The sequence below is a fragment of the Dorea sp. AM10-31 genome (assembly GCF_003435815.1).
GTDB classification, from domain to species: domain Bacteria; phylum Bacillota; class Clostridia; order Lachnospirales; family Lachnospiraceae; genus Dorea_D; species Dorea_D hominis.
Genome location: NZ_QTUV01000006.1, coordinates 1 through 22,851 on the forward strand (window position 1 = coordinate 1; position 22,851 = coordinate 22,851).

The 22,851-nt window shown below is 40.3% G+C and carries 23 protein-coding genes, 1 tRNA gene and 2 pseudogenes; 19 read left to right on the plus strand and 7 right to left on the minus strand.

All coding sequences use genetic code 11. The features are described 5' to 3' along the window. Positions 1–249 precede the first annotated feature (249 nt). Both DW125_RS09625 and DW125_RS09630 read left to right on the plus strand, forming a co-directional pair. Positions 250–576, plus strand: a complete 327-nt coding sequence (locus DW125_RS09625; protein WP_330411870.1) for an MGMT family protein — start codon at positions 250–252, stop codon at positions 574–576. 130 nt (positions 577–706) lie between these two features. Then, a complete protein-coding gene (locus DW125_RS09630; RefSeq protein ID WP_117538080.1) occupies positions 707–1,771 on the plus strand; it encodes a coiled-coil domain-containing protein in 1,065 nt (354 codons plus the stop codon). Between the two features lie 113 nt (positions 1,772–1,884). Here the strand turns inward: DW125_RS09630 and DW125_RS14505 are convergent, their stop codons facing one another. Then, complete coding sequence (locus DW125_RS14505) at positions 1,885–2,031, minus strand: IS3 family transposase (RefSeq protein ID WP_226976841.1); 147 nt, start codon at positions 2,029–2,031, stop codon at positions 1,885–1,887. Beyond that, positions 1,992–2,120, minus strand: a pseudogene (locus DW125_RS14595) (hypothetical protein); the annotation flags it as partial. The pseudogene DW125_RS14595 and the gene DW125_RS14505, both read right to left, overlap by 40 nt. A gap of 359 nt (positions 2,121–2,479) precedes the next feature. Here DW125_RS14595 and DW125_RS09640 point away from each other — a divergent pair. Together DW125_RS09640 and DW125_RS09645 are read left to right on the plus strand one after the other, a co-directional pair. Beyond that, the gene (locus tag DW125_RS09640; protein ID WP_021860044.1) at positions 2,480–3,775 is read left to right on the plus strand and encodes an aminotransferase class I/II; all 1,296 of its coding nucleotides are present in this window, start codon (positions 2,480–2,482) and stop codon (positions 3,773–3,775) included. A 352-nt stretch (positions 3,776–4,127) separates the two neighbouring features. Then, entirely contained in the window at positions 4,128–4,559 is a 432-nt protein-coding gene (locus tag DW125_RS09645; protein WP_242992958.1) for a 2'-5' RNA ligase family protein, read from the plus strand. A 107-nt stretch (positions 4,560–4,666) separates the two neighbouring features. Here DW125_RS09645 and DW125_RS09650 read toward each other — a convergent pair whose 3' ends face one another. Continuing rightward, positions 4,667–5,425 carry a GntR family transcriptional regulator gene (locus DW125_RS09650; RefSeq protein ID WP_117538001.1) on the minus strand — a complete coding sequence of 253 codons (759 nt, stop codon included), beginning with the start codon at positions 5,423–5,425 and terminating at the stop codon, positions 4,667–4,669. 11 nt (positions 5,426–5,436) lie between these two features. Beyond that, positions 5,437–6,465, minus strand: a complete 1,029-nt coding sequence (locus DW125_RS09655; RefSeq protein WP_117538002.1) for a DegT/DnrJ/EryC1/StrS aminotransferase — start codon at positions 6,463–6,465, stop codon at positions 5,437–5,439. Between the two features lie 523 nt (positions 6,466–6,988). On the opposite strand from DW125_RS09655, the gene DW125_RS09660 reads away from it, so the two are divergent. The 7 genes from DW125_RS09660 to DW125_RS09695 all read left to right on the plus strand — a co-directional run bounded on the left by DW125_RS09660 (position 6,989) and on the right by DW125_RS09695 (position 12,122). Next, a complete protein-coding gene (locus tag DW125_RS09660) occupies positions 6,989–7,750 on the plus strand; it encodes a creatininase family protein (protein ID WP_117538003.1) in 762 nt (253 codons plus the stop codon). A 12-nt stretch (positions 7,751–7,762) separates the two neighbouring features. Beyond that, the gene (locus DW125_RS09665; RefSeq protein WP_117538004.1) at positions 7,763–8,839 is read left to right on the plus strand and encodes a M42 family metallopeptidase; all 1,077 of its coding nucleotides are present in this window, start codon (positions 7,763–7,765) and stop codon (positions 8,837–8,839) included. 286 nt (positions 8,840–9,125) lie between these two features. Continuing rightward, positions 9,126–9,413: a hypothetical protein gene (locus DW125_RS09675; RefSeq protein WP_117538005.1), complete on the plus strand. Its 288-nt coding sequence runs from the start codon at positions 9,126–9,128 to the stop codon at positions 9,411–9,413. A gap of 75 nt (positions 9,414–9,488) precedes the next feature. Beyond that, positions 9,489–9,737: a class I SAM-dependent methyltransferase gene (locus DW125_RS09680; RefSeq protein ID WP_117538006.1), complete on the plus strand. Its 249-nt coding sequence runs from the start codon at positions 9,489–9,491 to the stop codon at positions 9,735–9,737. A gap of 24 nt (positions 9,738–9,761) precedes the next feature. Next, on the plus strand, positions 9,762–10,463 hold the full coding sequence (locus tag DW125_RS09685) for a gamma-glutamyl-gamma-aminobutyrate hydrolase family protein (RefSeq protein ID WP_242992960.1): 702 nt from the start codon (positions 9,762–9,764) through the stop codon (positions 10,461–10,463). A 67-nt stretch (positions 10,464–10,530) separates the two neighbouring features. Beyond that, positions 10,531–10,821, plus strand: coding sequence for a sugar nucleotide-binding protein (locus tag DW125_RS09690; protein ID WP_117538008.1), 291 nt, complete (start codon positions 10,531–10,533; stop codon positions 10,819–10,821). 161 nt (positions 10,822–10,982) lie between these two features. Further along, positions 10,983–12,122 carry an iron-containing alcohol dehydrogenase gene (locus tag DW125_RS09695; protein ID WP_117538009.1) on the plus strand — a complete coding sequence of 380 codons (1,140 nt, stop codon included), beginning with the start codon at positions 10,983–10,985 and terminating at the stop codon, positions 12,120–12,122. 204 nt (positions 12,123–12,326) lie between these two features. Here DW125_RS09695 and coaBC read toward each other — a convergent pair whose 3' ends face one another. Further along, entirely contained in the window at positions 12,327–13,538 is a 1,212-nt protein-coding gene (gene coaBC, locus DW125_RS09700; protein ID WP_117538010.1) for a bifunctional phosphopantothenoylcysteine decarboxylase/phosphopantothenate--cysteine ligase CoaBC, read from the minus strand. A gap of 566 nt (positions 13,539–14,104) precedes the next feature. On the opposite strand from coaBC, the gene DW125_RS09705 reads away from it, so the two are divergent. The 8 genes and pseudogenes from DW125_RS09705 to DW125_RS09740 all read left to right on the plus strand — a co-directional run bounded on the left by DW125_RS09705 (position 14,105) and on the right by DW125_RS09740 (position 19,155). Further along, positions 14,105–14,761 carry an ECF transporter S component gene (locus DW125_RS09705; protein ID WP_021860032.1) on the plus strand — a complete coding sequence of 219 codons (657 nt, stop codon included), beginning with the start codon at positions 14,105–14,107 and terminating at the stop codon, positions 14,759–14,761. Between the two features lie 183 nt (positions 14,762–14,944). After that, a tRNA-Trp gene (locus DW125_RS09710) sits at positions 14,945–15,015 on the plus strand. A gap of 523 nt (positions 15,016–15,538) precedes the next feature. Next, a pseudogene (locus tag DW125_RS09720) lies at positions 15,539–15,691 on the plus strand (metal ABC transporter solute-binding protein, Zn/Mn family); the annotation flags it as partial. 20 nt (positions 15,692–15,711) lie between these two features. Next, complete coding sequence (locus tag DW125_RS14030) at positions 15,712–15,882, plus strand: hypothetical protein (RefSeq protein ID WP_158549911.1); 171 nt, start codon at positions 15,712–15,714, stop codon at positions 15,880–15,882. Positions 15,883–15,899: 17 nt separating this feature from the next. Further along, complete coding sequence (locus DW125_RS09725) at positions 15,900–17,036, plus strand: YibE/F family protein (RefSeq protein WP_117538081.1); 1,137 nt, start codon at positions 15,900–15,902, stop codon at positions 17,034–17,036. Next, positions 17,030–17,779: a YibE/F family protein gene (locus DW125_RS09730; RefSeq protein ID WP_021860028.1), complete on the plus strand. Its 750-nt coding sequence runs from the start codon at positions 17,030–17,032 to the stop codon at positions 17,777–17,779. The genes DW125_RS09725 and DW125_RS09730 overlap by 7 nt, the downstream gene beginning before the upstream one ends. A gap of 122 nt (positions 17,780–17,901) precedes the next feature. Then, positions 17,902–18,225 (plus strand): hypothetical protein, encoded by a 324-nt coding sequence (locus DW125_RS09735; RefSeq protein ID WP_021860027.1) that lies wholly within the window; start codon positions 17,902–17,904, stop codon positions 18,223–18,225. 21 nt (positions 18,226–18,246) lie between these two features. Continuing rightward, complete coding sequence (locus tag DW125_RS09740; RefSeq protein ID WP_117538011.1) at positions 18,247–19,155, plus strand: EamA family transporter; 909 nt, start codon at positions 18,247–18,249, stop codon at positions 19,153–19,155. 184 nt (positions 19,156–19,339) lie between these two features. On the opposite strand, the gene DW125_RS09745 is transcribed toward DW125_RS09740, so the two are convergent. Beyond that, positions 19,340–21,100 (minus strand): ABC transporter ATP-binding protein, encoded by a 1,761-nt coding sequence (locus tag DW125_RS09745; protein ID WP_117538012.1) that lies wholly within the window; start codon positions 21,098–21,100, stop codon positions 19,340–19,342. Further along, positions 21,097–22,848, minus strand: coding sequence for an ABC transporter ATP-binding protein (locus tag DW125_RS09750; protein ID WP_117538013.1), 1,752 nt, complete (start codon positions 22,846–22,848; stop codon positions 21,097–21,099). Before DW125_RS09750 ends, DW125_RS09745 begins: the two co-directional genes overlap by 4 nt. Between the last annotated feature and the right edge of the window lie 3 nt (positions 22,849–22,851).

Genomic DNA, 22,851 nt, shown 5'->3' on the forward strand with positions numbered 1-22,851 from the left:
GGTGATAGGTAAAGGATGAAGAATTTCTTGTATGCAGTTTTGAAGGTATATAAAAGTAAGGAGATCAACGATTGTTGGTCTTTTTTTTGTTATGGAGAGGAGAAAATTATTTGCTCGATTACAAATCTCCTATTCAAATCTCAAACTATGATAGGGATAAGTTATAGAAAGAAATTATAGAAATCAACAACTTATCCGTATTTGTGAGCATGCTTGATCATATTAAAATGTAAGAAAGATTTAGACAGAATGAAAGGAGATTACGAGAGTATTGATGAAGATATGAAAAAGATATTAGCTGAATCACTGATTTACGAGATCCTATCTGTAGTGGAAGAAATACCGGAAGGAAAGGTAGCATCCTATGGACAGATCGCCGCCCTGATCGGACGGGAAAAGAATGCAAGACTGGTTGGAAAAGTGCTAAGCGAGGCGGGGGATTACGGAGATTATCCGTGTCACAGAGTGGTAAAACATGCAGGAAGGACAGCTCCGGGCTGGCATATGCAGAGAGCTTCTGGAAGAAGTAGGTGTTATTTCCAAGAAAAATGGATACATAGACATGCGGAAATGTAAGTGGAATCTGGAAGAGTAAAAAGCTTCAGTGTAAACGCATCCGAATTCTGTAAAACTTGCAGTTTTCGGGAAAATAGGTTATAATACATAAATTGGTTCGATAACAAGAGATTTTAAAAGGATGAATTTTATGAAAAGAAGTAGAAAACAACATATTCGATGCGGAGTTGCATTAGCATGTGCATTAATGACTGCCGTACCGAGTATACCGGTACAGGCTTCAGAAGTTAACAATCTTGCAAATAAGACAAGTAATCTTAAAAATCAGTTGGATGGACTGAACCAGGATTTGGTAGCGATCAGTGATAAGATATCAGCTACACAGAAGAAGATCGATCAGTCGGATAATGAAGTGTACAGACTGGAAGCATCATTGAAGATTTCTTATAACAATGAAGAGAAGCAGTATGAGAACATGAAGACTCGTATTAAGTATATGTATGAGAATGGTTCTTCTACTATGCTTACGTTACTTCTGAAAGCTGACAGTATGGCTGATTTCCTTAATAAAGCCGATTTCATAGAGAATGTTACAGAGTATGACCGTAACATGCTCGAGAACATAGTTAAGGTGCGTAAGGGAATCGAAAAGCAGGAAAAAGATTTGAAGAAACAACAACAGGAACTGTCAGATCTCAAGAGTCAGATGGACAGCGAAGAACAGCAGTTAAAAAACAAAGCAGATGCGACATCGACGGATCTGAATGATTTTAATAAGAAGCTTAAGGCCGCACGTGCGGAGCAGGCAAGACAGGAAGAACTTAAGAAGAAGCAGGCACAGCAGACAAAGACTGCGAAGAAGTCTACTTCAAAGAAATCCAGCACGAAAAAACACAATAAAAAACCTTCGTCTAATAACAGCGGTAATACCGGAGGAAATACGACAGGCGGTTCCGGAGTTCATCATGGCAATTATATTATCCCATCTGGCGGTCTGACGCCGCAGAAGGGGCGTATAACGTACAATGGACATACAGAGACATATTATTCCCAGCGTGTTCTTCCAGGCGGTGGATTAGGCATTCCTGGACGTCATATTGCAAGTGACGGAACGATTCGTGACTCAGGCAATTATATTGTTTTAGCAAGTGATGATTATCCGAAAGGAACGGTTGTACAAACGTCTCTGGGACCTGGTAAAGTATACGATACTGGAAGTGGAAGAGGAAACATCGATCTTTATACAGACTGGTAAATGAAATAACGACGGAGAAAAGGACTGTCGTACACTAAGCTGCTCCCCGTCAAGTAGACAATTGAAAAAATATAAATTTTTCCTGCCAGTAGAAATTTATCTGCTGGCAGTTTTTATGCAGCTTGCAAGTAAATTTCGTGTTTTTTCATTGGTGTTAAAATTCCGAGATTCCTTTGTAAGCGTTTATTGTTATAGTAATCTATATAATCTTCAATCATTTTTACGAGAGTACCTCTATCAGTGAATCGCTTTCCATAGATTCATAGTTTCGAATCCATTGTTGGACAGATGCGAGACTTACATCAAACATATAGGCAATTCGCCGTTGGCTTTCTTTTCCATCCAGATATAGATTTACAGCATATTATCTTATCCTCAACAGATACTTTTCTTTTAGACATAAAATATGCTCCCTCCTAAGTGACAAGTTTTTATTATTTCACTTGTCTACCTAGAAGGGAGCATATCACTTTCCTGTTTTTTTTCCCCTGACAGTCTTTTCATTTATTTCTACATATTCCGCAACACCTTTATCATATCGTTTTCACTTCATTTTTTGAATAACAGAGTGGAAAATGTTTCAATTTTCTTTTTTGTTTCTACGGAAATTCAATATTTCTTTTTATTTTTTGCAAGAACGCATTGACGAAACGTCAAAATATGGTAAAATAATAAAAGTCTACAAAAATTATAACGGAGGGCATGACAATGATACCATATAAAGAATTATCAAAAGAAGAGTTATTAGAAATAAAATCCGATCTCGACGCACAATTTGAAGCAATCAAAGCAAAAGGATTAAATCTTGACATGTCCAGAGGAAAACCTTCCACCGAACAGTTAAATCTTTCCATGGAAATGATGGATGTTCTGACAAGTGAATCTGATCTTGTCTGTGAAGAAGGAGTTGATTGCCGTAACTACGGTGTTTTGGATGGAATTAAAGAAGCCAAACAGCTTCTTGCTGATATGATGGAAGTACCAAAAGACAATATTGTTATCTTTGGTAATTCCAGCCTGAATATTATGTATGATACCATTGCACGTTCCATGACACATGGCGTGATGGGCAGTACACCATGGTGCAAACTTGATAAAGTAAAATTCCTCTGTCCGGTTCCTGGATACGACAGACATTTTGCTATCACGGAATATTTTGGAATCGAAATGATCAATATCCCAATGACTCCAACCGGTCCTGATATGGATCTTGTTGAAAAATATGTAAATAATGATCCTGCCGTAAAGGGTATCTGGTGTGTACCAAAATACTCCAACCCGCAGGGTATCACATATTCAGATGTAACAGTACACCGTTTTGCAGCATTAAAACCGGCTGCTGAAGATTTCCGTATTTTCTGGGACAATGCATACGGAATCCATCATTTATATGAAGATAAGCAGGATTACCTGCTTGAGATTCTGATGGAGTGTAAGAAAGAGGGCAACCCGGATATGGTTTACAAGTTCTCTTCTACTTCCAAGATCAGCTTTCCAGGTTCCGGTATCGGTGCTATTGCCGCATCGGATGCAAACCTCGAAGACATCCGTAAGCAGATGCGTATCCAGACAATCGGTCATGACAAGCTTAACCAATTAAGACATGCAAGATATTTTAAAGATATCCATGGTATGGTTCAGCATATGAAACGCCATGCAGATATCCTTAGGCCAAAATTTGACATGGTTTTGTCTTCTCTTGACCGCGAATTATCCGGTCTTGGAATCGGAAGCTGGATGGCTCCACGTGGCGGTTACTTCATTTCCTTTGATTCTATGGAAGGATGTGCCAAAGCTATCGTTGCCAAGGCAAAAGAAGCAGGTCTGGTCATGACAAATGCCGGTGCAACTTTCCCTTATGGAAAAGATCCGAAAGACAGCAATATCCGTATTGCTCCGTCTTATCCGACAGTAGAAGAATTGAAAACGGCATGCGAGATCTTTACTCTTAGTGTAAAACTCGTCAGTATCGATAAACTTCTCTCTAATATACTGGGTATCTAATTTTTGATATTGTGTCGTTCTTAAACAGGAGGCTGATCAACTAATGATTAGTCTCCTGTTCAATATATGTAAAAAAGAACCATCGCACTTTAGTGTGATATGCTGTAAATCTATATCTGGATGGAAAAGAAAGCCAACGGTGAATTACCGATATGCTTGATGTAAGTCTCGCATCTGTCCAACAATGGATTCGAAACTATGAATCTATGGGAGCAAATAAAGTCGATAAAGTGATGAAAAATAGTTTAAAGGAAAACACATGTATCTTATTTCTATTTATTTTGACGAGAAAACAAATAAAATATTGCAGCGGTATATAGACAGAATTGCAGAAAAATCAGGCAATTATTTTATGATTGAGAATAAAGTACCGCCACATATGACAATTGCTTCGATTGAGGCGAGAAATGTGAATGTTTTGAAGCCGGCATTTGAAGATTTGAATGGAAAATTGTGTGCAGGGAACATGAAGGTTGTTTCGATTGGACAGCTGTTTCCGTATGTACTGTATGCAACGCCTGTGATGAATCAGAAGCTGTTTGATCTGTCTGGGGAAATATATAAAGCATTTTGTGATATTCCCGAGACAACGTTGAGTGAATATTATAAGCCTTTTTCATGGCTGCCACATATAACTCTTGGAAAAACATTGGATAAAGTGCAGATGCAGAAGGCATTTCAGACGATGCAGGAAAAATTCATACCATTTACAGCACGATTTGGAGAGATTGGTTTGGCAAAAGTAAATCCACATGAAGATGTAACTAAGTTTACATTATTATAAAAACTATTTCACAATTGAAAAATCTTGACTTCACAGCTGTAAAGGATAATCAAAGTTCAAGAGGGTCTGGAATAATTCCAGGCCCTCTTGAATGTTAATGAAACGAATTAAAAGCTCTGTTCTTTCATGAGTGAAAGTCTGTATACACGTCTGCCGGTTTCTTCATAATGCTGATCCAGAAGAGCACAGGTTGCCTGGAGGTCGTTACTTCGGATGGCTTCCAACAGGCTTTGGTGTGTCCATACTGCAGCACCTCCGTTATGAGAGGTGCGTGAATCCGGAGTGTTTGGTTCTAAGCATTTAGCATTCTGAAGCGTTTCAGCATCTCCGTTTAACTGTCCAAAGTGATTAGCATTTTGAACCGAGAGAAACATGGCACCATTCAGGGGGCTTAGAAGCTCCCACATTTTGGTCAATCGATCAAGCTGAGCAGAGCGAATGATCTGTTGGTGAAATATCTCATCTGCGTGAACGGCCTTCATGGTATTACCTTCGAGAACAGCCTTTCGAAATTCTTCAATGCTGGCTTCCATTATCAGGAGACTATAATCACTAAGTCGACAGTTACTTTTTTGAATTGCCAGTTTTTCGAGGCTGCCACGTAAAAAGAAGACTTCATACGCATCTTGTGGAGAAAGCAATGCGACTGTACATCCTTTGTTAGGACAGTAATCGACTAAACCTTCGACGGCAAGCTGTCGAAGTGCTTCGCGCACAGGACCTCGGCTGAGTCCGAATTTCTGGGCAATTTCAGCCTCTACCAGTTTTTCCTGAGGCTGAAGGGTTCCGTTAATAATCTGCTCCCGCAGAGATTCAAGAACAATTTCTGATGTAGTTGTGTTTGATGCTTTTCGTTGTTCCTGCATATTTACCTCATCTAATTTTCAGAATAATCCATTAAAACTTGCGCAACATACTGCATATCAGAAGGTGTGAAGCGTTGATCGCAAGGAACGGATACAATATGGTCATAAATGTATTGTTCTGATGAATCTGGCAGTGGATGAACCAGCGGTCCCACTGGCCAGTAGACAGTCGAGCGAATCTGGTGATCTGTCAGGTATTGCTGAAATCTCTCACGATTTTCGGCATATAGGCAGAAATGGCTTGGAACAGTAGCCTCTGGAAGTTCAGGAAAGACTACTTGCACACCATGAAGAGGTGCGGTAAGAGCGTCTAAAAGTGCAGCGTAGTTTTCACGTCTTGTCTTGCAAATGGAATCAAAGTCAGCATGGCGAAGGAGATATTCTGAATTATCATCTCCGGCAAAGCTGTCAAATATCTGACGAAGTCGCAGCTCGCCTTCCCAGAAAACATCGCCGTCTCCTGTCTCGTAGTATTCTTTTCGCTGTTTAAGATGTGTTGCTTCTACTGGCAGAAGAGGAGTTTCAAAGGTTCCGTTTCGTTTAACGGCGAATCCACCGCAATCAACCCCCATCCATTTTCGGAAGCTTCCGGCAAAATAATCACAGAGAGGATCGATACCGTCAGCTGAGAGCATGGAATGAGTTACATCTTCAAAAATTACAACTCCTTTTTCTTTGCAGGCTTTAACAAAGTCGTGATCATAGTTGCAGAAGCCATAGTAGCCGCAAAGAGATAAAACACTGATTTCATCGATAACCGAAGTATCGAAAATACTGTGCAAATCCTGGTCCAGCTCATAAAATTTCAGCTGATATCCGGCTTTCTCAAAAGGAGCAAGGACTGTCTCACAGGTATACAAAGGCACATATGCTACTTTACGCGTATCGTGCAGTGCAATATCCTGTAAACAATAATAGATACCGCATCGTCCGGACATGGTAAATGCCAGATCATCATTAGGTGAGCAGATACGTGAAAAGTATCCGTTTTCGATAGGTTTGCTTGGTTCATAGTTGAATAAACCGCCAATTTTTCGCATGTTTTGTTTCCTCCTTACTAATAAAAAAGTTATACGGGTGTCTTTTGTCCGTTATCTAAAAACTAATTACAATTATAGTGGATTGTTAACAAAAGCGAAAGTATTATTTTTTTACAAAAAAATACATGAAAAGTCACACAATAACATTATTAACAATTATTGTTTTGAAAAATTGGTACAAAAGCATAAAAAAGCATGTTATGCAGTTGTAAAAAGTTTTAAAAACACTGTTTAGAGAAAAAAATATGGTGAAAATCAACAAAAATACTGACATTTTTTTGTTGTTAACATCAATTCGAAATTGTTGACAATCCTATTTGCCTAAACTATACTTATTTTATCAAGAGCGGCTCGAAAATTATAGGCGTATCTGTTCAGATATTACGAAATGAGGATAATGATGGACACTACAGCCTGGATAAAGTTAAAGTAGCACAGTAACGAACGGATGTCGGACTGTCCGGTTTCCGGATAGTCCGATTTTCAGAAGAGAATAATTATTATATGTGAAAGGAAAAAAACTATGAGACTTACAGATTTGACTTGGCCGAAAGCCCAAGAATATTTTGAAAAAAATGATATGGTACTTATTTCTATTGGAAGTATTGAGTGTCACGGTCGTCACATGCCACTTGGAACCGATACACTGATTCCGGATCATTTGTTGGAGAAAATTGAGAAGAAGAGTGATGTTTTGATTGCTCCGACTATTCCATACGGTTCCTGTCAGAGTTTAGCTCCGTATCCGGGCACAATTGATATTGACGGCGAGGTACTCTATCAGTTTTGCCGTCAGATTTTCCTGAGTCTGTATCGTCACGGCGCAAGAAAATTCGTTTTCCTGAACGGACACGGCGGAAACATTAAGATGATTGAGCGCCTTGGCATGGAATTTGAAGATAAGGGCTGTCTGGTTGCTATGCTTAACTGGTGGCTGATGGCATGGGATATGAACCCAGCGTGGAAAGGCGGCCACGGCGGTGGTGAAGAAACAGCTGCAATTCTTGGAATCGATCCGTCTTTAGTTGATAAGAGTGAGATAGGTGGGGAGCTTAAGTTTAAGCACCTGTCTGATAATCTGAAGACAACCGGTTTCCGTTCTGTTGAGTTCAAGGGAGTTAGCGTTGATATTATACGTAATACTCCACATGTAACAGACAGCGGCTGGATCGGACCGGATCATCCGAGTACCGCCACAGAAGAGTGGGGCAAGGAGATGCTTGAGACTACAGCAAACTATATTGTTGATTTCATGGAAGAATTCAAGAAAGTAGAACTTTCATAAAGGGGTATTAAAATGGATAAAAAAACGACGCTGGAAATGATTGCAGCAATTTCAAATGCAAACGGTACATCCGGTTTCGAAGATGAAGTGGTTGCAGCGATTCGTCCTTACGCAGAAGGACTTGGAGAAATTAAAGAAGATCGCATGCGCAATCTATATATCCGCCGTAAAGAAAATAATGGTAAACGTCCGGTTGTTCAGCTTGACGCACATAGTGATGAGGTTGGTTTTATGGTGCAGGCTATCTGCCCGAACGGAACACTTCGCATTATTCAGGTCGGAGGATGGGTTAACCACAATATTCCGGCTCATAAAGTCCTGGTTCGCAACCGATTCGGAGAATATATTCCGGGTCTTACTGCCAGCAAGCCTCCGCATTTCATGACAGAGCAGGAGCGTAAAGCGCCTCTTGAGATGAAAGATATCACGGTGGATGTTGGCGCTGTTTCTAAAGAAGAGGCGGTTGAAAAGTTCGGCATTCGTATCGGTGAACCGGTAGTGCCGGATGTGACATTTACATATTCAGAAACCACAGATCTGATGGTGGGCAAGAGCTTTGACTGTCGTCTGGGATGTGCGGCAATTCTTAAGACCATGCATACCCTGGCCGGTGAGGATCTGAATGTGGATATTGTTGGTGCTTGCGCAGCACAGGAAGAAGTTGGTGTACGTGGTGCCACTGTGACAGCACAGGTAATTAAGCCGGATATCGCAATTGTTTTTGAAGGTTGCCCGGCAGATGATACCTGCGTTGAGCAGTATATGGTTCAGACGGCTATTAAGCGCGGACCGATGCTGCGTCACATTGATTCCCGTATGATCACGAATCCACGTTATCAAAGATATGCGTTGGATTTGGCAGAAAAGCTTGGTATTCCGGTTCAGGATTCAGTTCGTAGTGCTGGTTCAACCAATGGTGCAGCTATACATCTGACCGAAAAAGCAGTTCCGGTTATCGTTATCGGAGTTCCGGTTCGCTATGCACATACGCATTATGGAATTTCAGCTTATGCCGACTTTGATAATGCTGTTAAGCTGGCATGCGAAATTCTTAAAAGACTTGACGAAGAACAGATTATGAGTTTTTAAAAATCTATAATGTGTACTACATATAATATGTAAAAGAAATTCTGGATTTTATGCAGGAGCTGAGATAAGCAGAAACTGCATAAAATCCTTTTTTATTTAGTGAAAGAAATGATGTCAAAATCCGAAGTCTATGTGTTTGAAATGGATAAAATGATACAAGGATAAGTTGCTGTCGATATTATCAGAAATCATAAGACAACAAGAAAAGTAATACATAAAAATAGTGGAAAAATCGTTCATAAAACGATATAATATATGGACGGAACTGGAAGTGAGAAAGATAACTATGGAAGAAGAGATTCGCAATACAAAACAAAAAAGAATTTCTATTGCGTTGACAATTGTTTCGATATTTGTTGAAATAATTGCCTGTTTAATATGGCTGGCACCGGTTGCAGGGTTTTTCATATACCCATTTGTAAGTGGATTCGCGGTAGCATTAAACATTATCAGTCTTATTATATCAAGAAAAAATAAAGCAATAGTGATAATCAATGGATTGATCAGTATTGTATTAGTTGGATTGATTGCTTATGACTTGATTTGTTGCTTGAGATTTTTCATAGGATTTTGACAGAGTGCTAAATTATTAGAAACAATGCAACATATGCAGGACTAAAAGGGGATGGCATGACTTTGGACAAAGCATATGAGCGAGAAACAGAAATGTGGAATCAGATTTTCAAAGAATGTACTGGATTTTGGCTGTGGTACCGGAGATATTTCATTTCAATATTTGCAGTATCAGCCTACACATAAAATATTGGGAATTGATGCCTCAAAAGTCGGTATTCAATTTGCAACGGAAACGGCAAGATTGAGTGATTATAAAACAGCAGCTTTTGAGTATCCCTGGCAGGAGGGAATGAATCGCCTGTTCGTTTACCAAAGCCTGTAAAAGTATGTATTTGAGAGGAAGAAAATGATGAGAAAAGTAATTGGTGTTATGCCATTGTATGATAGAGAAAAGAAATGTTATTGGATACAGCCGGATTATCTGGAAATGTTGGAAGCAGAAAATGCGATACCTATGGTACTTCCTTTGACAAGTAACCATAATGAGTTAGATTATTTCCTTGAAATATGCGGTGGATTCTTATTAACCGGAGGACCGGATGTGGCGCCTTCTATTTATAATGAGGAGCAAAAACCATGGTGTGGAACTTTGTGTGAGGCACGAGATGAAATGGAACAGTATATTTTAAAGAAAGCAGTCGAAAAAGACCGTTCTGTTTTAGGTGTCTGCCGTGGTATACAGCTAATGAATGTCTGTTACGGGGGAACTTTGTATCAAGACCTGAAGTCGGAATATGATAGCGATCTCGACCATCGTATACAACCGTCATACAATGAAATGATACATTTTAATACAATACAAAAAGATACCCCGCTTTATGATCTTTTAGGTAAAGAGCAAATGAAAGTGAACAGCTACCATCATCAGGCAGTTAAAAAATTATCGCCTCAATTTAAGCAAATGGCAATTTCAGAAGACGGCTTGATCGAGAGCATTTATATGCCGGATCGTAAATATGTAGTTGGTGTTCAGTGGCATCCTGAATTTTTATATCAGAAAGATGAAAACAACCGAAAGATTATATGCTCTTTTGTTGATTCAATATAGATGAGAAGTAGAATTTTATAGAAAAATCTTGACTTTACAGTTGTAAAGAAGTAGAAGAACAACGTGTTTGACGGCTTACCAGGAGGCAGGCCGTCATTTTATTGATAATGAAGAGTATGGTCTTTACCATGTAGTGTGCCCGGGAAGCTGCAGCAGATACGAGTTTGCAAGAACGATCCTGAGTCTTACAGGAAAGACAGGAGAACTGAAATTGTATCCGGTTGTAAAGGAAGACGCTGCACGCCCGACTTATTCCGTTTTGGATAATATGATGCTCCGTCTCACAGGTATCGAGGAACCGCAAGATTGGAAGACAGCTTTGAAAGAATATCTGGATGAGACAGGAGGAATGGAATAATGACGAAAAATACTGCAGAAAAAACAAAGAAGAAACTTGGTTTATCAAAAATCAGTTGACAAACAGAAAAGACACAGATAGAATGAAACTAACTGGAAGCGAGGAAGCTATGGCAGAGATGCTGTAGCTTTTTTATTTAAAATAAGAAAGGTTGAGAGAATATGGAACTGAAAGCATTTGAGTATGAATTACCGGTACATTTGATTTTCGGAGCAGGAAAAGCAGAGTGCATTGGAAAAGAAGTAAAAAAATACGGAAAAAAAGTGTTGATCGTAACCGGACGTGGGAGTACAAAGCGTTCCGGATTACTGGATCGCGTAGAAAAATTGCTGGAGGCAGAAGGCCTGGAGCATTTGCTGTTTGATGAGGTGGAACCAAACCCACTTGCATCTACGGCAGAAAAAGGAGCACAGATTGCACGTAAAAATGGCTGTGAAGTAGTACTTGGCCTGGGCGGTGGAAGTATTATGGACTGTTCGAAATCCATTGCATTTGCAGCAGTAAATGAAGGAAAAATATTTGATTATATTTATGGAAAAAAGACTGGTAAAGGAGCACTGCCGTTGATTCTTGTACCGACGACCTGCGGAACCGGAAGTGAAGGAAACTGTTTTGCAGTGCTGACAGATGATGAGACGAAGGACAAAAAGTCTTTGCGGGATTATTCTGTGATTGCCAAAGCATCTGTTATTGATCCGGAACTGATGATGACAATGCCGAAGAAAGTTCTGGCATCGGTTGGCTTTGATGCACTCTGCCATTGCATGGAAGCATATTTAAGCAAAGCATGTTTGCCGGTAACGGAAATATTTGCAAAAGAAGGAATCCGGCTGATTGGTGAAAATCTGGTTAAAGCGTATGAAAATTATGAAGATAAAGATGCGTGGGGAGCGATTTCACTTGCAAGTACTTATGGCGGAATGGTGATCAATCAGGCAGGAGTTGCAGCGCCTCATGGCCTGGAACATCCGGCAAGTGGGCTTAGAAATATTACACATGGAAGAGGACTTGCGGCACTGACGCCGGTTATTTATAAGAAGAGTATTTCGGCAGCACCGGAAAGATTTGCTGAAATTGCAAGACTTCTCGGCGGGAAAGATGAAAATGAACTGGTTGATATTTTAGAGCAGTTATTGGAAACGCTGGAACTTAAAACATCTCTGGGCAACGAAGGTGTAAAAATGGAAGATGTAGACTGGATGACAGAGAATGCATTCAAGGTATCTCTTGCAAGCATTAATAATCACCCGAGAGTATTTACAAAAGAAGAAGTGCGGGAGATTTATATAGAAGCGATGTAATGCTGCCAGAGACAGTTTGTGGAAGCATGAAGTGAGTAAGAACCTGAGAGTATTATATTAAGTAAAGAATTATAAGAAGGCGGTGGTATAGAATTGGACATCTATAGCACCGCCTTGTTTCATCGCTATGATTAAATTTAATGACGATTCATCGTCTGAAAAACTAAAACAGCAGATGAACCAGGGACATAGAGTAATTTATATCTAAACTTTGTTTTTTGCATCTTTACAGACAAGGATGTGATCCAGAATATGAAAAGCAACCTCTTCCTTGCTCATGATCGGAAGCTCTATAGTGGTATCTTTCGTCAGGATTGTCACGATATTCGTATCTGTTTCAAAACCGGCGCCGGCTTCTTTTAAGTTGTTAGCGATTACCATATCTAAATGTTTCTTATCCAGTTTCTTTCTGGAATTTTCAATCATGTTCTGCGTTTCCATAGAAAAGCCACATAAAAACTGCCCCGGTTTTTTGTGATCGCCGAGGTATTTTAAAATGTCATCGGTGTGTTCCAGTTCAATAGAAAGCTGTCCGTCTGCTTTTTTTGTCTTTTCAGAAGCAACAATAGCAGGACGGTAATCAGCGACAGCAGCAGCTTTGATGATGAGATCCATGTCGGCACTTCTCTCGGTGACTGCTTCGTACATATCACATGCAGTTACGACAGGAATCGTTTCAACAAAAAGCGGAGGAGTCAGGGATGTTTTTCCGGTTACGAGAGTGACATCCGCACCACGTAGCATACAGGCTCTGGCAAGATTATAGCCCATTTTCCCGGAAGAATGATTGGTAATATAACGGACTGGATCAATTGCCTCCTGGGTAGGTCCGGCTGTGATCAGTACTTTCATGCCTGTCATATCTTTTTCGCATGCACATGTTCTGTAAATATATTGAAGCAAAGTATCCGGTTCCGGCATTTTTCCGACGCCGGTGTCACCACAGGCGAGACGTCCGCTTGCCGGTGTGATGACTTCCATTCCATAAGACTGCAGGCGTTTCAGATTATCCTGTGTGATTGGATTCTCATACATGGCGGTATTCATTGCCGGAACAATCAGTTTTGGCGCTTTGCTTGCGAGAATCGTTGTTGTCAGCATATTATCAGCAAGACCGTGTGCCAGTTTTGCAATGACGTTTGCAGTTGCAGGGGCAACCATGATGACATCTGCCATCTGTGCAAGAGATATGTGTTCTACTTTAAATTCAAAATTGCGGTCGAAAGTATCAATGATACATTTGTGCCCGGTCAGAGTTTCAAATGTGACAGGTGTAATAAAATTTGTTGCATTTTCAGTCATGATCACATGGACATCTGCGCCGTTTTTTACAAGACTGCTTGCAAGAGTTGCAGTTTTGTATGCGGCAATGCCACCTGTTACGCCAAGCAAGACATGTTTATCTTTTAAGTTCATAAAAAAACCTCTTTCTATTCTGATATTTTCTAGTATTCTAATGTTCACTATATCGTTTTTTTCAGAATCTTGCAAGTGGATGACTTCCCTGTGGTATGAAATGCTTCATAATATGAAAGACAAACTTATACTAAACGCTAAATAATTTATAACATTTAGCGAAAACGATTGTTAAAATAATTGCAAAGATGACGATTCTCTTCTTTCATTCTGGCGGTGGTATGACAATCAGTGGTGGAGAAGTGCTTTTATAGGCAGATTTTGCACAGAAGATTCTGAAGTCCTGCATAGAACAGAGAATTAAAGAGAATCTGATTCGTTTAAATAAAGAATTTAAAGAAGATATCCATATCCGAATTTCGACGATTCCGACAGTAAATTTATCTGAAAAAAATATGAAAGAAATTCCTTCCGAAAATCTATCATAAAGCAAAGATTGTAGAATTATAAAGTACGTGAAATTATACAAAAAAATCCTTGTGCTATCGTGTCTGGGATGATACAATAACGAGCGTAATTGTATTGTATCCTGCAAGGCAGGAATGATAACAAGGAGGAATTGAATAATGAAAACAAAGAAACACGACACAAAGTGGATGGTAAGTGTTGCACTTATGGCAGCAATTGTAATCGTACTGGCGAACACACCGCTTGGGATGATCCAGCTTCCGATTATTAAGGCGACAACGGTACACATCCCGGTAATTCTCGGAGCGATTTTACTTGGACCGGCAGCAGGAGCAATTCTTGGCGGCGTATTTGGTATTTGCTCTCTGATCAGCAACACGATGGCTCCAACATTGTTATCCTTTGCGTTCTCACCATTTATGAGCACAACAGGACTTACTGGTGCAGTAAAGGCAATCTGGATATCTGTAGGATGCAGAATTTTGATCGGAGTAGCTGCAGGATGGCTCTGGATTTTGTTTGAGAAGATTAAGATGAATGCAGTTATTGCACTTCCAATTGTTGGATTTGCAGGATCAATGGTGAATACAATCTGTGTGATGGGAAGTATTTATCTCTTGTTTGCAAAGCAGTATGCAGAAGCAAAAGATGTTGCGGTCAGTGCAGTATGGGGCCTTGTCATGGGAACCGTAACAGCATCCGGAATCCCGGAAGCGATTGCAGCAGCAGTGCTTGTACTCGCAATTGGAAAAGTCCTGCTCAGTGTATTCAAGAAGATGGATATCGGAATAGGACGTGCAGAAGTGGCAAAATAAATATAATACAGAATATAATTATAAGGCGGCAGATTTTTCTGTCGCCTTATTTATGCGATAGGAAATCATGCCTTCTAAAATAAAGAGATATAAAAATTAAATGAAAAAATTTAGAAAAAGTATTGACATATAGTGCTGATCTGTGGTATAAATGTCTAGTGTCAATCACACAGACAAGCACATAGGGGATTGGTCAAGTGGTATGATAGGGGTCTCCAAAACCTTTGGCGGGAGTTCGATTCTCTCATCCCCTGCTCCTTAAGAATCTGAAAGTTAAGACTTTCAGATTCTTTTTGTGTTATAAGAAAGAGCAATTTTTAGTATTCTGTATTATATGTAAATGGTTTTGATACTGATGGGAACGAACAAAGTACCAGAAGAAATCTAAGAAAAATGAAAATGATTTCCAAATTATATTGACAAGATTAAATGCTGTGATAGAATGAAAACGATTTCCAAATTGAAGGGGAGAGATCGAAATGGCAAAAGCCAGATACAAGACAAAACAGATGACAGAGTTAGTTAATTATTTGAAATCTATACAAGGACAGCATGTTACTGTACAGGAAATTTTGTGTTAATAGCTGTAGTTTCTCTGTTTCCGGCATACTGTTGGATTTTGCTTACGTTCTCCTTGGTAAGCCAGAAGGTCAGGATGAATGATTGAATAAAACGTTTCTGGAAAATAGGATGGTATAAAAAGATACCGTCTTGTTTTTGTATGCTTTTTTAGAAAATATGCAAAATAACGGAGGGTTTTATTCATAAAAAAGCAAGAACATGGAACTGACCATGTTCCTTGATAATGGTGTGGATTTACACAGCTATCAACCGACAACAGCAGATCTTGCAAAAGTATCAGATTGTGATCTGTTCATCTATGTAGGAGGAGAGTCTGATGCATGGGTAGACGGTGCACTGAAAGAAGCTTTGCAGTAGGAGGTTCCGATATGCAGACAGCTATACAAAAAGATTTTCCGAACAGGAAAGAAATAGTCAGGATGAATACCCCCAAAGATGAGACAGAGATAGAGGTAACTGGTACATTCGAAACATATAAAGAATCCGAAGATGATATGTTGTATGGTCATCTTGTAAATTCAAAATTACAGATAAAATGAGAAAAGAAAAGAAAAAAATGAAACTGATTGCAAAGAAAATAAAAGAATACATAAAGAAAAGTAAAAGAGCAAAGCTATATGGAATATTCGGAATGATATATCTGATTATGGTTATATTTGTTATGAATGATGCCTGGTTGTATCAGACGCCGATTGCAAAACTGACAAAAGTTGAGACAAGCAAGGTGGGAGAGAATAAGAGCACCCGTGGAACACATGAGATCAAATATAAGCAAAAGATTCGGGGTGTCGTGCTGAATGGGAAAAATAAAGGAGAAGTTGTTGACTTTTCCAATGAATACACAGATACAGGAATGTTGAAACAGAAATATCACAAAGGCGATAAAGTACTGTTGAGTGGATCTTACAGTAATGTGGGTTCCGGTATTCAAGGAAAGAAAAGGGATGCTGAACTTGTCATATTATTGGGGCTTTTGATATTTATATTGATGACCATTGCGGGAAAGAAAGGCATACTCACTATCGTGACGGTGGGAATCAACATCATAATATTTTCGATCGGATTTCTAAGTAGTAGTGATGAGGCAGACGTGGTAGCAATCTGTAATAAAATGGTAATTTTCTTTGCAGTTTTTACATTGGTTGGTTTAAACGGAATCCATAGAAAAACATGGGCAGCACTAGTGTCAACATTGCTCGTACTGGCGATGATCATGGGAGTATTTGACGTTGTGATTCGTCATGTTGATGAGTTAGATTATTCTACGATGGAATATTTGGGAAGCATTGATACTCCAGACAAGATTTTTCATGCGGAGATTTTGTTGTCTGGACTTGGAGCGATTATGGACGTTGCAGTGGCAATTGCAGCGGCGCTGAGTGAACTTGTTACGAAGAAGCCGGAAGTTACATTCCGGGAGTTGTTTCGGTCCGGAAGAGAGATTGGATATGACATTATGGGAACAATGATTAATGTGTTGCTTTTTGTATTTGGATGTGGTTTGATTCCGATGTGTCTGATCAGAATGAATAACAGTGTTCGGCTTATGACGATTATCAGATTGCATATACCTTGCGAATTATGTAGATTCTTTGTAGAGAGTATTGGAATTGTATTGGCAATACCTGTATCCATTCTGATCACATCTGTGATGATGAAATTAACAGTGAGGAAGGTGAAGAAGAGATGTTGATAATACTTGGTTTGCTGTTACTGTTCTTGATTGTCGTTATTGGTGGAGACAGAGGGGTTGTATCCATTATTTCATTGTGTGGAAATATGCTGTTTCTAAGTTTGGCAATCTGGCTCATGGCCGCGGGTGCACCGGTGCTTCTGGTTACAGTCGGAGCAGCTGTCATTATTTCCTGCATAACGTTATTTTATCAAAATGGCACAAATGTCAAGACAAAGAGTGCATTTATAGCAACATTACTGACAATGACAGTTCTATTTGTTTTTATCTATATAATAGTATGGAGCAGCGAAACAGGAGGGCTGAATGAGATTCAGGCGGCGGAAGAGGATGTGTTGTATTATAATATGGACCTTGATATCAATATGCGTAATGTTGCAATAGCTGTGATTATACTCAGTACATTAGGAGCTGTGCTTGATATGGCGCTTACTGTGACAACTTCTGTATATGAAATCAGCATTCATAAACCGGATATGAGTATTGTGGAAATTATAGAAAGTGGAATACAGATTGGAAGAGAAGTAATCGGAACAACAGTGAATACATTACTATTTGCTTATCTTGGAGAATCTTTATTGCTATTTTCGTATTTGAAGATGCGGAATTATACGCTGGAAACATTATTGAATTCAAAAATACTGTTTCAGAATTGTGTATCTATGATATTTGGTGCGATTGCATGCGTTATTGTGATGCCGATGGCGGCATTATTGATAGGTAAACAAAGCAGAAAAGCCTGAAAATAGATAAAAGACATTCAAATTATTTGACAAGGTATTCCTACTTTTGGTATCATGGTGGCTGATTCATGTATCAATTTAGTCATGTGAAGTCCACAAAAGAAAAAGCAGGAGTGAGAAATATGAGAAACGTGGTGGAGATTCTGGATGAATTGCAGATAAGGGCAGGGAAGGATCCGGATTTGCGAAAACAGCTTCTTGGGACGCGCCTGGAATCCGATCCGGTGAGTGCTTTTTGCAGAACTTGCCGTGGGATGGGATACGAGCTATATGAGATGGAGCTGATTGCCAGTGGTGAAGAATTTCACGCGGCAATGAAACGCAGCACGAATGGCGGTGGTGAGAATTCCCCGATGCTGACAGCAGAAGATGACTTCTATGAATTATTTTTCTCCAGCCTGGAAAGCCTTGATGGAGCTAAGACTGAAGATACAGAGAAAAACTAAAGAATAGAGGAGAAATAAAAAATGTGGTTTTGGCTTGCATTGATTGCGCTTCTTTGCTGGAGTGGCTCAGATCTTTTTTCGAAGATTGGCTGCCGTAATGGTAATGAAAGGTACAATCATTTAAAAATGGTAATTGCTGTTGGTGTAGTTATGGGTATCCATGCGGCGATTGAGATATTTGTTCAGGGAGTAGAGATTAACCTTCATGTAATCTGGACATATTTACCGGTATCTTTATTATATATCGGTTCTATGACACTGGGATATCTGGGACTGCAGTACATTGAATTGTCCATCTCTTCACCAATCTGTAATGCATCCGGCGCACTTGTAGCAGTAACAACGCTGGTAACCGGACAGTTTGATACAGAGCATAAGGCAATACTGATTGCAGTTATTCTTGTATGCGTCGGAGTAATCGGCCTGGGTGTTGTTGAGTCCAAAGAGGATGATGAGCTTCGCAAGAAGCGTCAGGAAGCAGGAAATTATCAATATGCAAAGAGTTGGCTGGCTCTGGCACTGCCGCTTGCATATTGCCTTTTGGATGCAGCAGGGACATATGCAGATAACCGTGTTCTTGAGACACTGAATGAAAGCAGTGCAAATGTAGCATATGAGCTGACATTCTTCATCGCAGCTATTGTCTGCTTCATTTATGTGATTGTGATCAAGAAAGATCATTTTACATTGAAATTAGAAGTTCCAAAGTATACAGGAGCTATTTGTGAAACAGCAGGACAGTTTGCTTACATTTTTGCAATTGCAGACAGTAAGCATCTTACAATGAGCGCGCCGATGATCTCATCTTATTGCGTTGTGTCGGTTTTGTGGAGCCGTATCTTCTTAAAGGAGAAGCTTTCATGGAAGCATTATTTGATGATCCTGTTTGTCGCAATCGGTATTGTGATCATGGGAGTATATGACGTATAAGATTATTAGATTGCAGAATTCAGGCAGAATGTATACAAAAAGAGTATATAGAAAACAGAATAAATAATCAGTTATAAAAAGCAGATTCCGTATGAAGAGCATTCATACAGAATCTGCTTTTTGCATCGCTATAATATTTATAGAAATCAGCCAGTGGCAGGTTCAGTAGGGTTTATTGTTATAATTATTCGGTTACCTTTGCAAACTGGCTGTTGTATAAGTCTTTGTAGAAACCGCCGGCGTGCATCAGTGCATCGTGTGTTCCCTGTTCGATTACTTTTCCGTCTTTCATCACAAGGATGAGATCGGCGCTTCGGATCGTTGAGAGACGGTGTGCAACGATGAAACTGGTACGTCCTTGCATGAGTCTGTCAAACGCTTCCTGAATCTGCACTTCTGTACGTGTGTCGATACTTGAAGTTGCCTCATCAAGAATCAGCATAGACGGCAGACAGAGCATGACACGCGTAATGCAAAGGAGCTGCCTTTGTCCCTGGCTTAAGCTGTCTTCGTGGAGCATCGTATCCAGCCCATCCGTCAGACGACGGATGAATCCAAGACTGTGGGATCGTTTAGCAGCTTCGAGAATTTCCTCATCTGTTGCGTCAGGCTTTCCGATACAGATATTCTCGCGGACAGTCCCGGATTTAATCCATGTATCCTGAAGAACCATACCAAAACTATGTCTCAGAGAATGGCGGGAAATCTCTTGAATGTTCTGTTCATCAATGGAAATAGAACCGCTCTGAACATCATAGAACCGCATAAGCAGGTTAATAAGTGTTGTTTTTCCGCAGCCTGTAGGACCAACGATCGCTATACGCATACCCGGTGTTACGTTTAAATTAAAATCACGGATCAACTTTTTTGACGGATCATAACTGAAGGATACGTTATCAATGGTCACTTCTCCTTTTATATCTGTCAGCTCATTTGCTGAATCCGCAGATTCCGGCTCTGCTTCCAGAAGCTCAAAAATGTGGGAAGCACATGCAAGCGCATTCTGCAGCTCTGTAATGACGGAACTGATATCGTTAAATGGTTTCATATACTGGTTTGCATAGGAGAGCATAACGGACAGCCCGCCGACGGTCAACATTCCATAAGGAACAAGGAAGGCACCTAGAAGCGCTACACCTGCGTAAATGATGTTGTTGACAAAACGTGTGGACGGATTTGTCAGACTGCTGTAAAAGACAGCTTTCTGGCTGTATTCTTTCAGAGCCTGATTGATCTCATCAAAGCGTGTAGATGCTGTGGTTTCATATCCAAAAGCATGTACGATTTTCTGGTTTCCAATCATTTCTTCAATAAGAGCTGTCTGCTTTCCACGTGTAGTACTTTGCTTGTGGAACATCTCATAAGAACGAGAAGAAATAAATTTCGCAACAAAGAAACTAAACGGTGTCAATACGATGACAAGTAAAGTAATCCAGATATTTTTGGATAACATGAAAAGTAAAGTTACAATAATTGTTACAATTCCGGAAAACAACTGAGTGAAGCCAAGAAGCAGACCATCAGATAATATGTCTGTGTCTGCAATGACACGGCTTACAATGTCTCCGGTACTGTGTCCGTCCAGATAAGAAAGTGGCAGACGCTGAATCTGCCGGATCGCTTTTGAACGGATATCCTGTACGGTACGGTAAGTTAGCTGGTTATTGATCATATTCATAAACCAGGTAATGATACTGGAAAGGATAACCAGAGTTGTTATGCGACCGAGGAAATATATCATTTTATGGAAATGTACCTGATGCTCCGCGATGATCTGGTCAATCGCATCTCCGAACAGGATTGGCACATATAACTGCATGACGACAGTGATGCAGGCAAACAGGATAGACAGAATCAGAAGGAAGCGGTATCTTCCGATAAAACGTAATACTTTCCAGAGAGTTGTTAAGCTTTTCTGGTTGGAGCTGTTTTTGTTCGGGTTCATACGTTTGCCTCCTTTCTTCCTTTATTGCGTTCTTCCGGAAATTGCGAATAATAGATTTCCTGATAAATACTGCAATGTTCTAATAAGTCATCATGAGTTCCGGTACCGACAAGAGATCCATCATCCAGTACAAGGATGAGATTTGCCTGACGGATGCTGGCTGCACGCTGGGAAACAAGGAAAGTTGTTGTTCCTTTGCAGTAATTATGCAGTGCTTTTCGAAGTGCTGCGTCTGTGGCAAAATCAAGTGCGCTGGCACTGTCGTCCAGAATTAGAAGCTCCGGATGTTTGACAAGTGCACGGGCGATCGTCAGACGCTGACGTTGTCCGCCGGAGAGGTTACGTCCGTTCTGTGCAATATCAAAATTAAGACAACCTTCTTTTGCTTCTACAACATCTCTTGCCTGTGCAACATCCAGTGCATTCCAGAGCTCCGCATCTGTTGCATCCGGATTGCCCCAGTGGAGATTATCGCGGATGGTGCCTTTGAACAGAACGGATTTCTGCGGAACAACGCCGATTCTGTCGCAGAGATCATTGCGGCTGTAATCTTTTATGTTTTTTCCATTTAAAAAAACTGAACCGGCAGTTGCATCGTAGAATCTGGCGATCAGATTTACTAGTGTGGACTTACCACTTCCGGTACTGCCGATAATGCCGACGGTTTGTCCCCTCTTTACAGAAAATGAAACGTCACTCAGGCTGGCGGCACCTGCGCCCTCATAAGTAAAGCTGACATGCTCAAAAGCAACGGCTGTGTCGGTATTGTCATTGTCCGCTTTTGTTTCTTCCGGATAAGTCATGGAAGAAGAAAGGTTGAAGACAGAAGCTACACGATCTGCGCATGCCATGGATTTATTCAGAGTGATAATGAGGGAAGCCAGTTTGATGAGCTCCACAATAATCTGAGCCATGTAGTTATAAAGGGCAACGACCTGTCCCTGCTTTAAATTTCCAAGATTTACTTCAATTCCGGCTTTGTAGATCAGAAAGACCGTTGCCATATTGATCAACAGATAAGTCAGTGGATTTAACAATGCAGAAATACGTCCGACAAATTCATTTAATTTTGTCAGAGCGAGGTTGGCACTGTCAAAGTCGCGGACAGAGCTTTCTTCCTGGGAGAAAGCCCGGATAACACGTACACCGGTTAAATTCTCGCGCGTAAGCCCGGTTACATGATCTAAGTGTCCCTGTACTTTTTTGAAAAGCGGGATGCTGACAAGCATGATTGAAAATACGACGACAAATAAAATTGGGATCGCCAGAACAAAGATCAGGGCACAGCGCACATTGATCATAAATGCCATAACCATTGCACCGATTACAATAAAAGGACTTCTAAGAAGAAGACGAAGCCCAAGATTCAGACCGTTCTGTACCTGGTTTACATCATCGGTGATCCTTGTGATCAGCGTGTCTGTACCAAGTGTATCCAGCTCTGTAAAGGAAAGCGTCTGAATATGGTCGAACAGAGCCTGTCTTACTTTTGTAGCAAAGCCTACGCTGGCTCTTGCGGCGTAAAATTGTGCCGTAAAGCTGCAGGCAAGTCCGATCGCTGCCATCAGGAGCAGGATAAGAAATTGCTGTAAAATGTAAATACGGTCATTGTTCACAATGCCCACGTCGATGATCCGTGCCACAACCAGTGGTACGATCAGATCGAAAACGACTTCCAGAAGTTTGAAAAAGGGAGCCAGAAAGCTCTCTTTTTTATAACTCGAAAGATAAATTACAAGTTTTCGCATAAA

What these genes read in the sequence shown, in the direction of transcription:
- DW125_RS09625 (WP_330411870.1), top strand. Translation starts at nt 250, where the DNA reads ATGAAAGGAGATTACGAGAGTATTGATGAAGATATGAAAAAGATATTA.
- DW125_RS09630 (WP_117538080.1), top strand. Translation starts at nt 707, where the DNA reads ATGAAAAGAAGTAGAAAACAACATATTCGATGCGGAGTTGCATTAGCA.
- DW125_RS09640 (WP_021860044.1), top strand. Translation starts at nt 2,480, where the DNA reads ATGATACCATATAAAGAATTATCAAAAGAAGAGTTATTAGAAATAAAA.
- DW125_RS09645 (WP_242992958.1), top strand. Translation starts at nt 4,128, where the DNA reads ATGATTGAGAATAAAGTACCGCCACATATGACAATTGCTTCGATTGAG.
- DW125_RS09650 (WP_117538001.1), bottom strand. Translation starts at nt 5,425, where the DNA reads ATGCAGGAACAACGAAAAGCATCAAACACAACTACATCAGAAATTGTT.
- DW125_RS09655 (WP_117538002.1), bottom strand. Translation starts at nt 6,465, where the DNA reads ATGCGAAAAATTGGCGGTTTATTCAACTATGAACCAAGCAAACCTATC.
- DW125_RS09660 (WP_117538003.1), top strand. Translation starts at nt 6,989, where the DNA reads ATGAGACTTACAGATTTGACTTGGCCGAAAGCCCAAGAATATTTTGAA.
- DW125_RS09665 (WP_117538004.1), top strand. Translation starts at nt 7,763, where the DNA reads ATGGATAAAAAAACGACGCTGGAAATGATTGCAGCAATTTCAAATGCA.
- DW125_RS09675 (WP_117538005.1), top strand. Translation starts at nt 9,126, where the DNA reads ATGGAAGAAGAGATTCGCAATACAAAACAAAAAAGAATTTCTATTGCG.
- DW125_RS09680 (WP_117538006.1), top strand. Translation starts at nt 9,489, where the DNA reads ATGAGCGAGAAACAGAAATGTGGAATCAGATTTTCAAAGAATGTACTG.
- DW125_RS09685 (WP_242992960.1), top strand. Translation starts at nt 9,762, where the DNA reads ATGATGAGAAAAGTAATTGGTGTTATGCCATTGTATGATAGAGAAAAG.
- DW125_RS09695 (WP_117538009.1), top strand. Translation starts at nt 10,983, where the DNA reads ATGGAACTGAAAGCATTTGAGTATGAATTACCGGTACATTTGATTTTC.
- coaBC (WP_117538010.1), bottom strand. Translation starts at nt 13,538, where the DNA reads ATGAACTTAAAAGATAAACATGTCTTGCTTGGCGTAACAGGTGGCATT.
- DW125_RS09705 (WP_021860032.1), top strand. Translation starts at nt 14,105, where the DNA reads ATGAAAACAAAGAAACACGACACAAAGTGGATGGTAAGTGTTGCACTT.
- DW125_RS14030 (WP_158549911.1), top strand. Translation starts at nt 15,712, where the DNA reads ATGCAGACAGCTATACAAAAAGATTTTCCGAACAGGAAAGAAATAGTC.
- DW125_RS09725 (WP_117538081.1), top strand. Translation starts at nt 15,900, where the DNA reads ATGAAACTGATTGCAAAGAAAATAAAAGAATACATAAAGAAAAGTAAA.
- DW125_RS09730 (WP_021860028.1), top strand. Translation starts at nt 17,030, where the DNA reads ATGTTGATAATACTTGGTTTGCTGTTACTGTTCTTGATTGTCGTTATT.
- DW125_RS09735 (WP_021860027.1), top strand. Translation starts at nt 17,902, where the DNA reads ATGAGAAACGTGGTGGAGATTCTGGATGAATTGCAGATAAGGGCAGGG.
- DW125_RS09740 (WP_117538011.1), top strand. Translation starts at nt 18,247, where the DNA reads ATGTGGTTTTGGCTTGCATTGATTGCGCTTCTTTGCTGGAGTGGCTCA.
- DW125_RS09745 (WP_117538012.1), bottom strand. Translation starts at nt 21,100, where the DNA reads ATGAACCCGAACAAAAACAGCTCCAACCAGAAAAGCTTAACAACTCTC.
- DW125_RS09750 (WP_117538013.1), bottom strand. Translation starts at nt 22,848, where the DNA reads ATGCGAAAACTTGTAATTTATCTTTCGAGTTATAAAAAAGAGAGCTTT.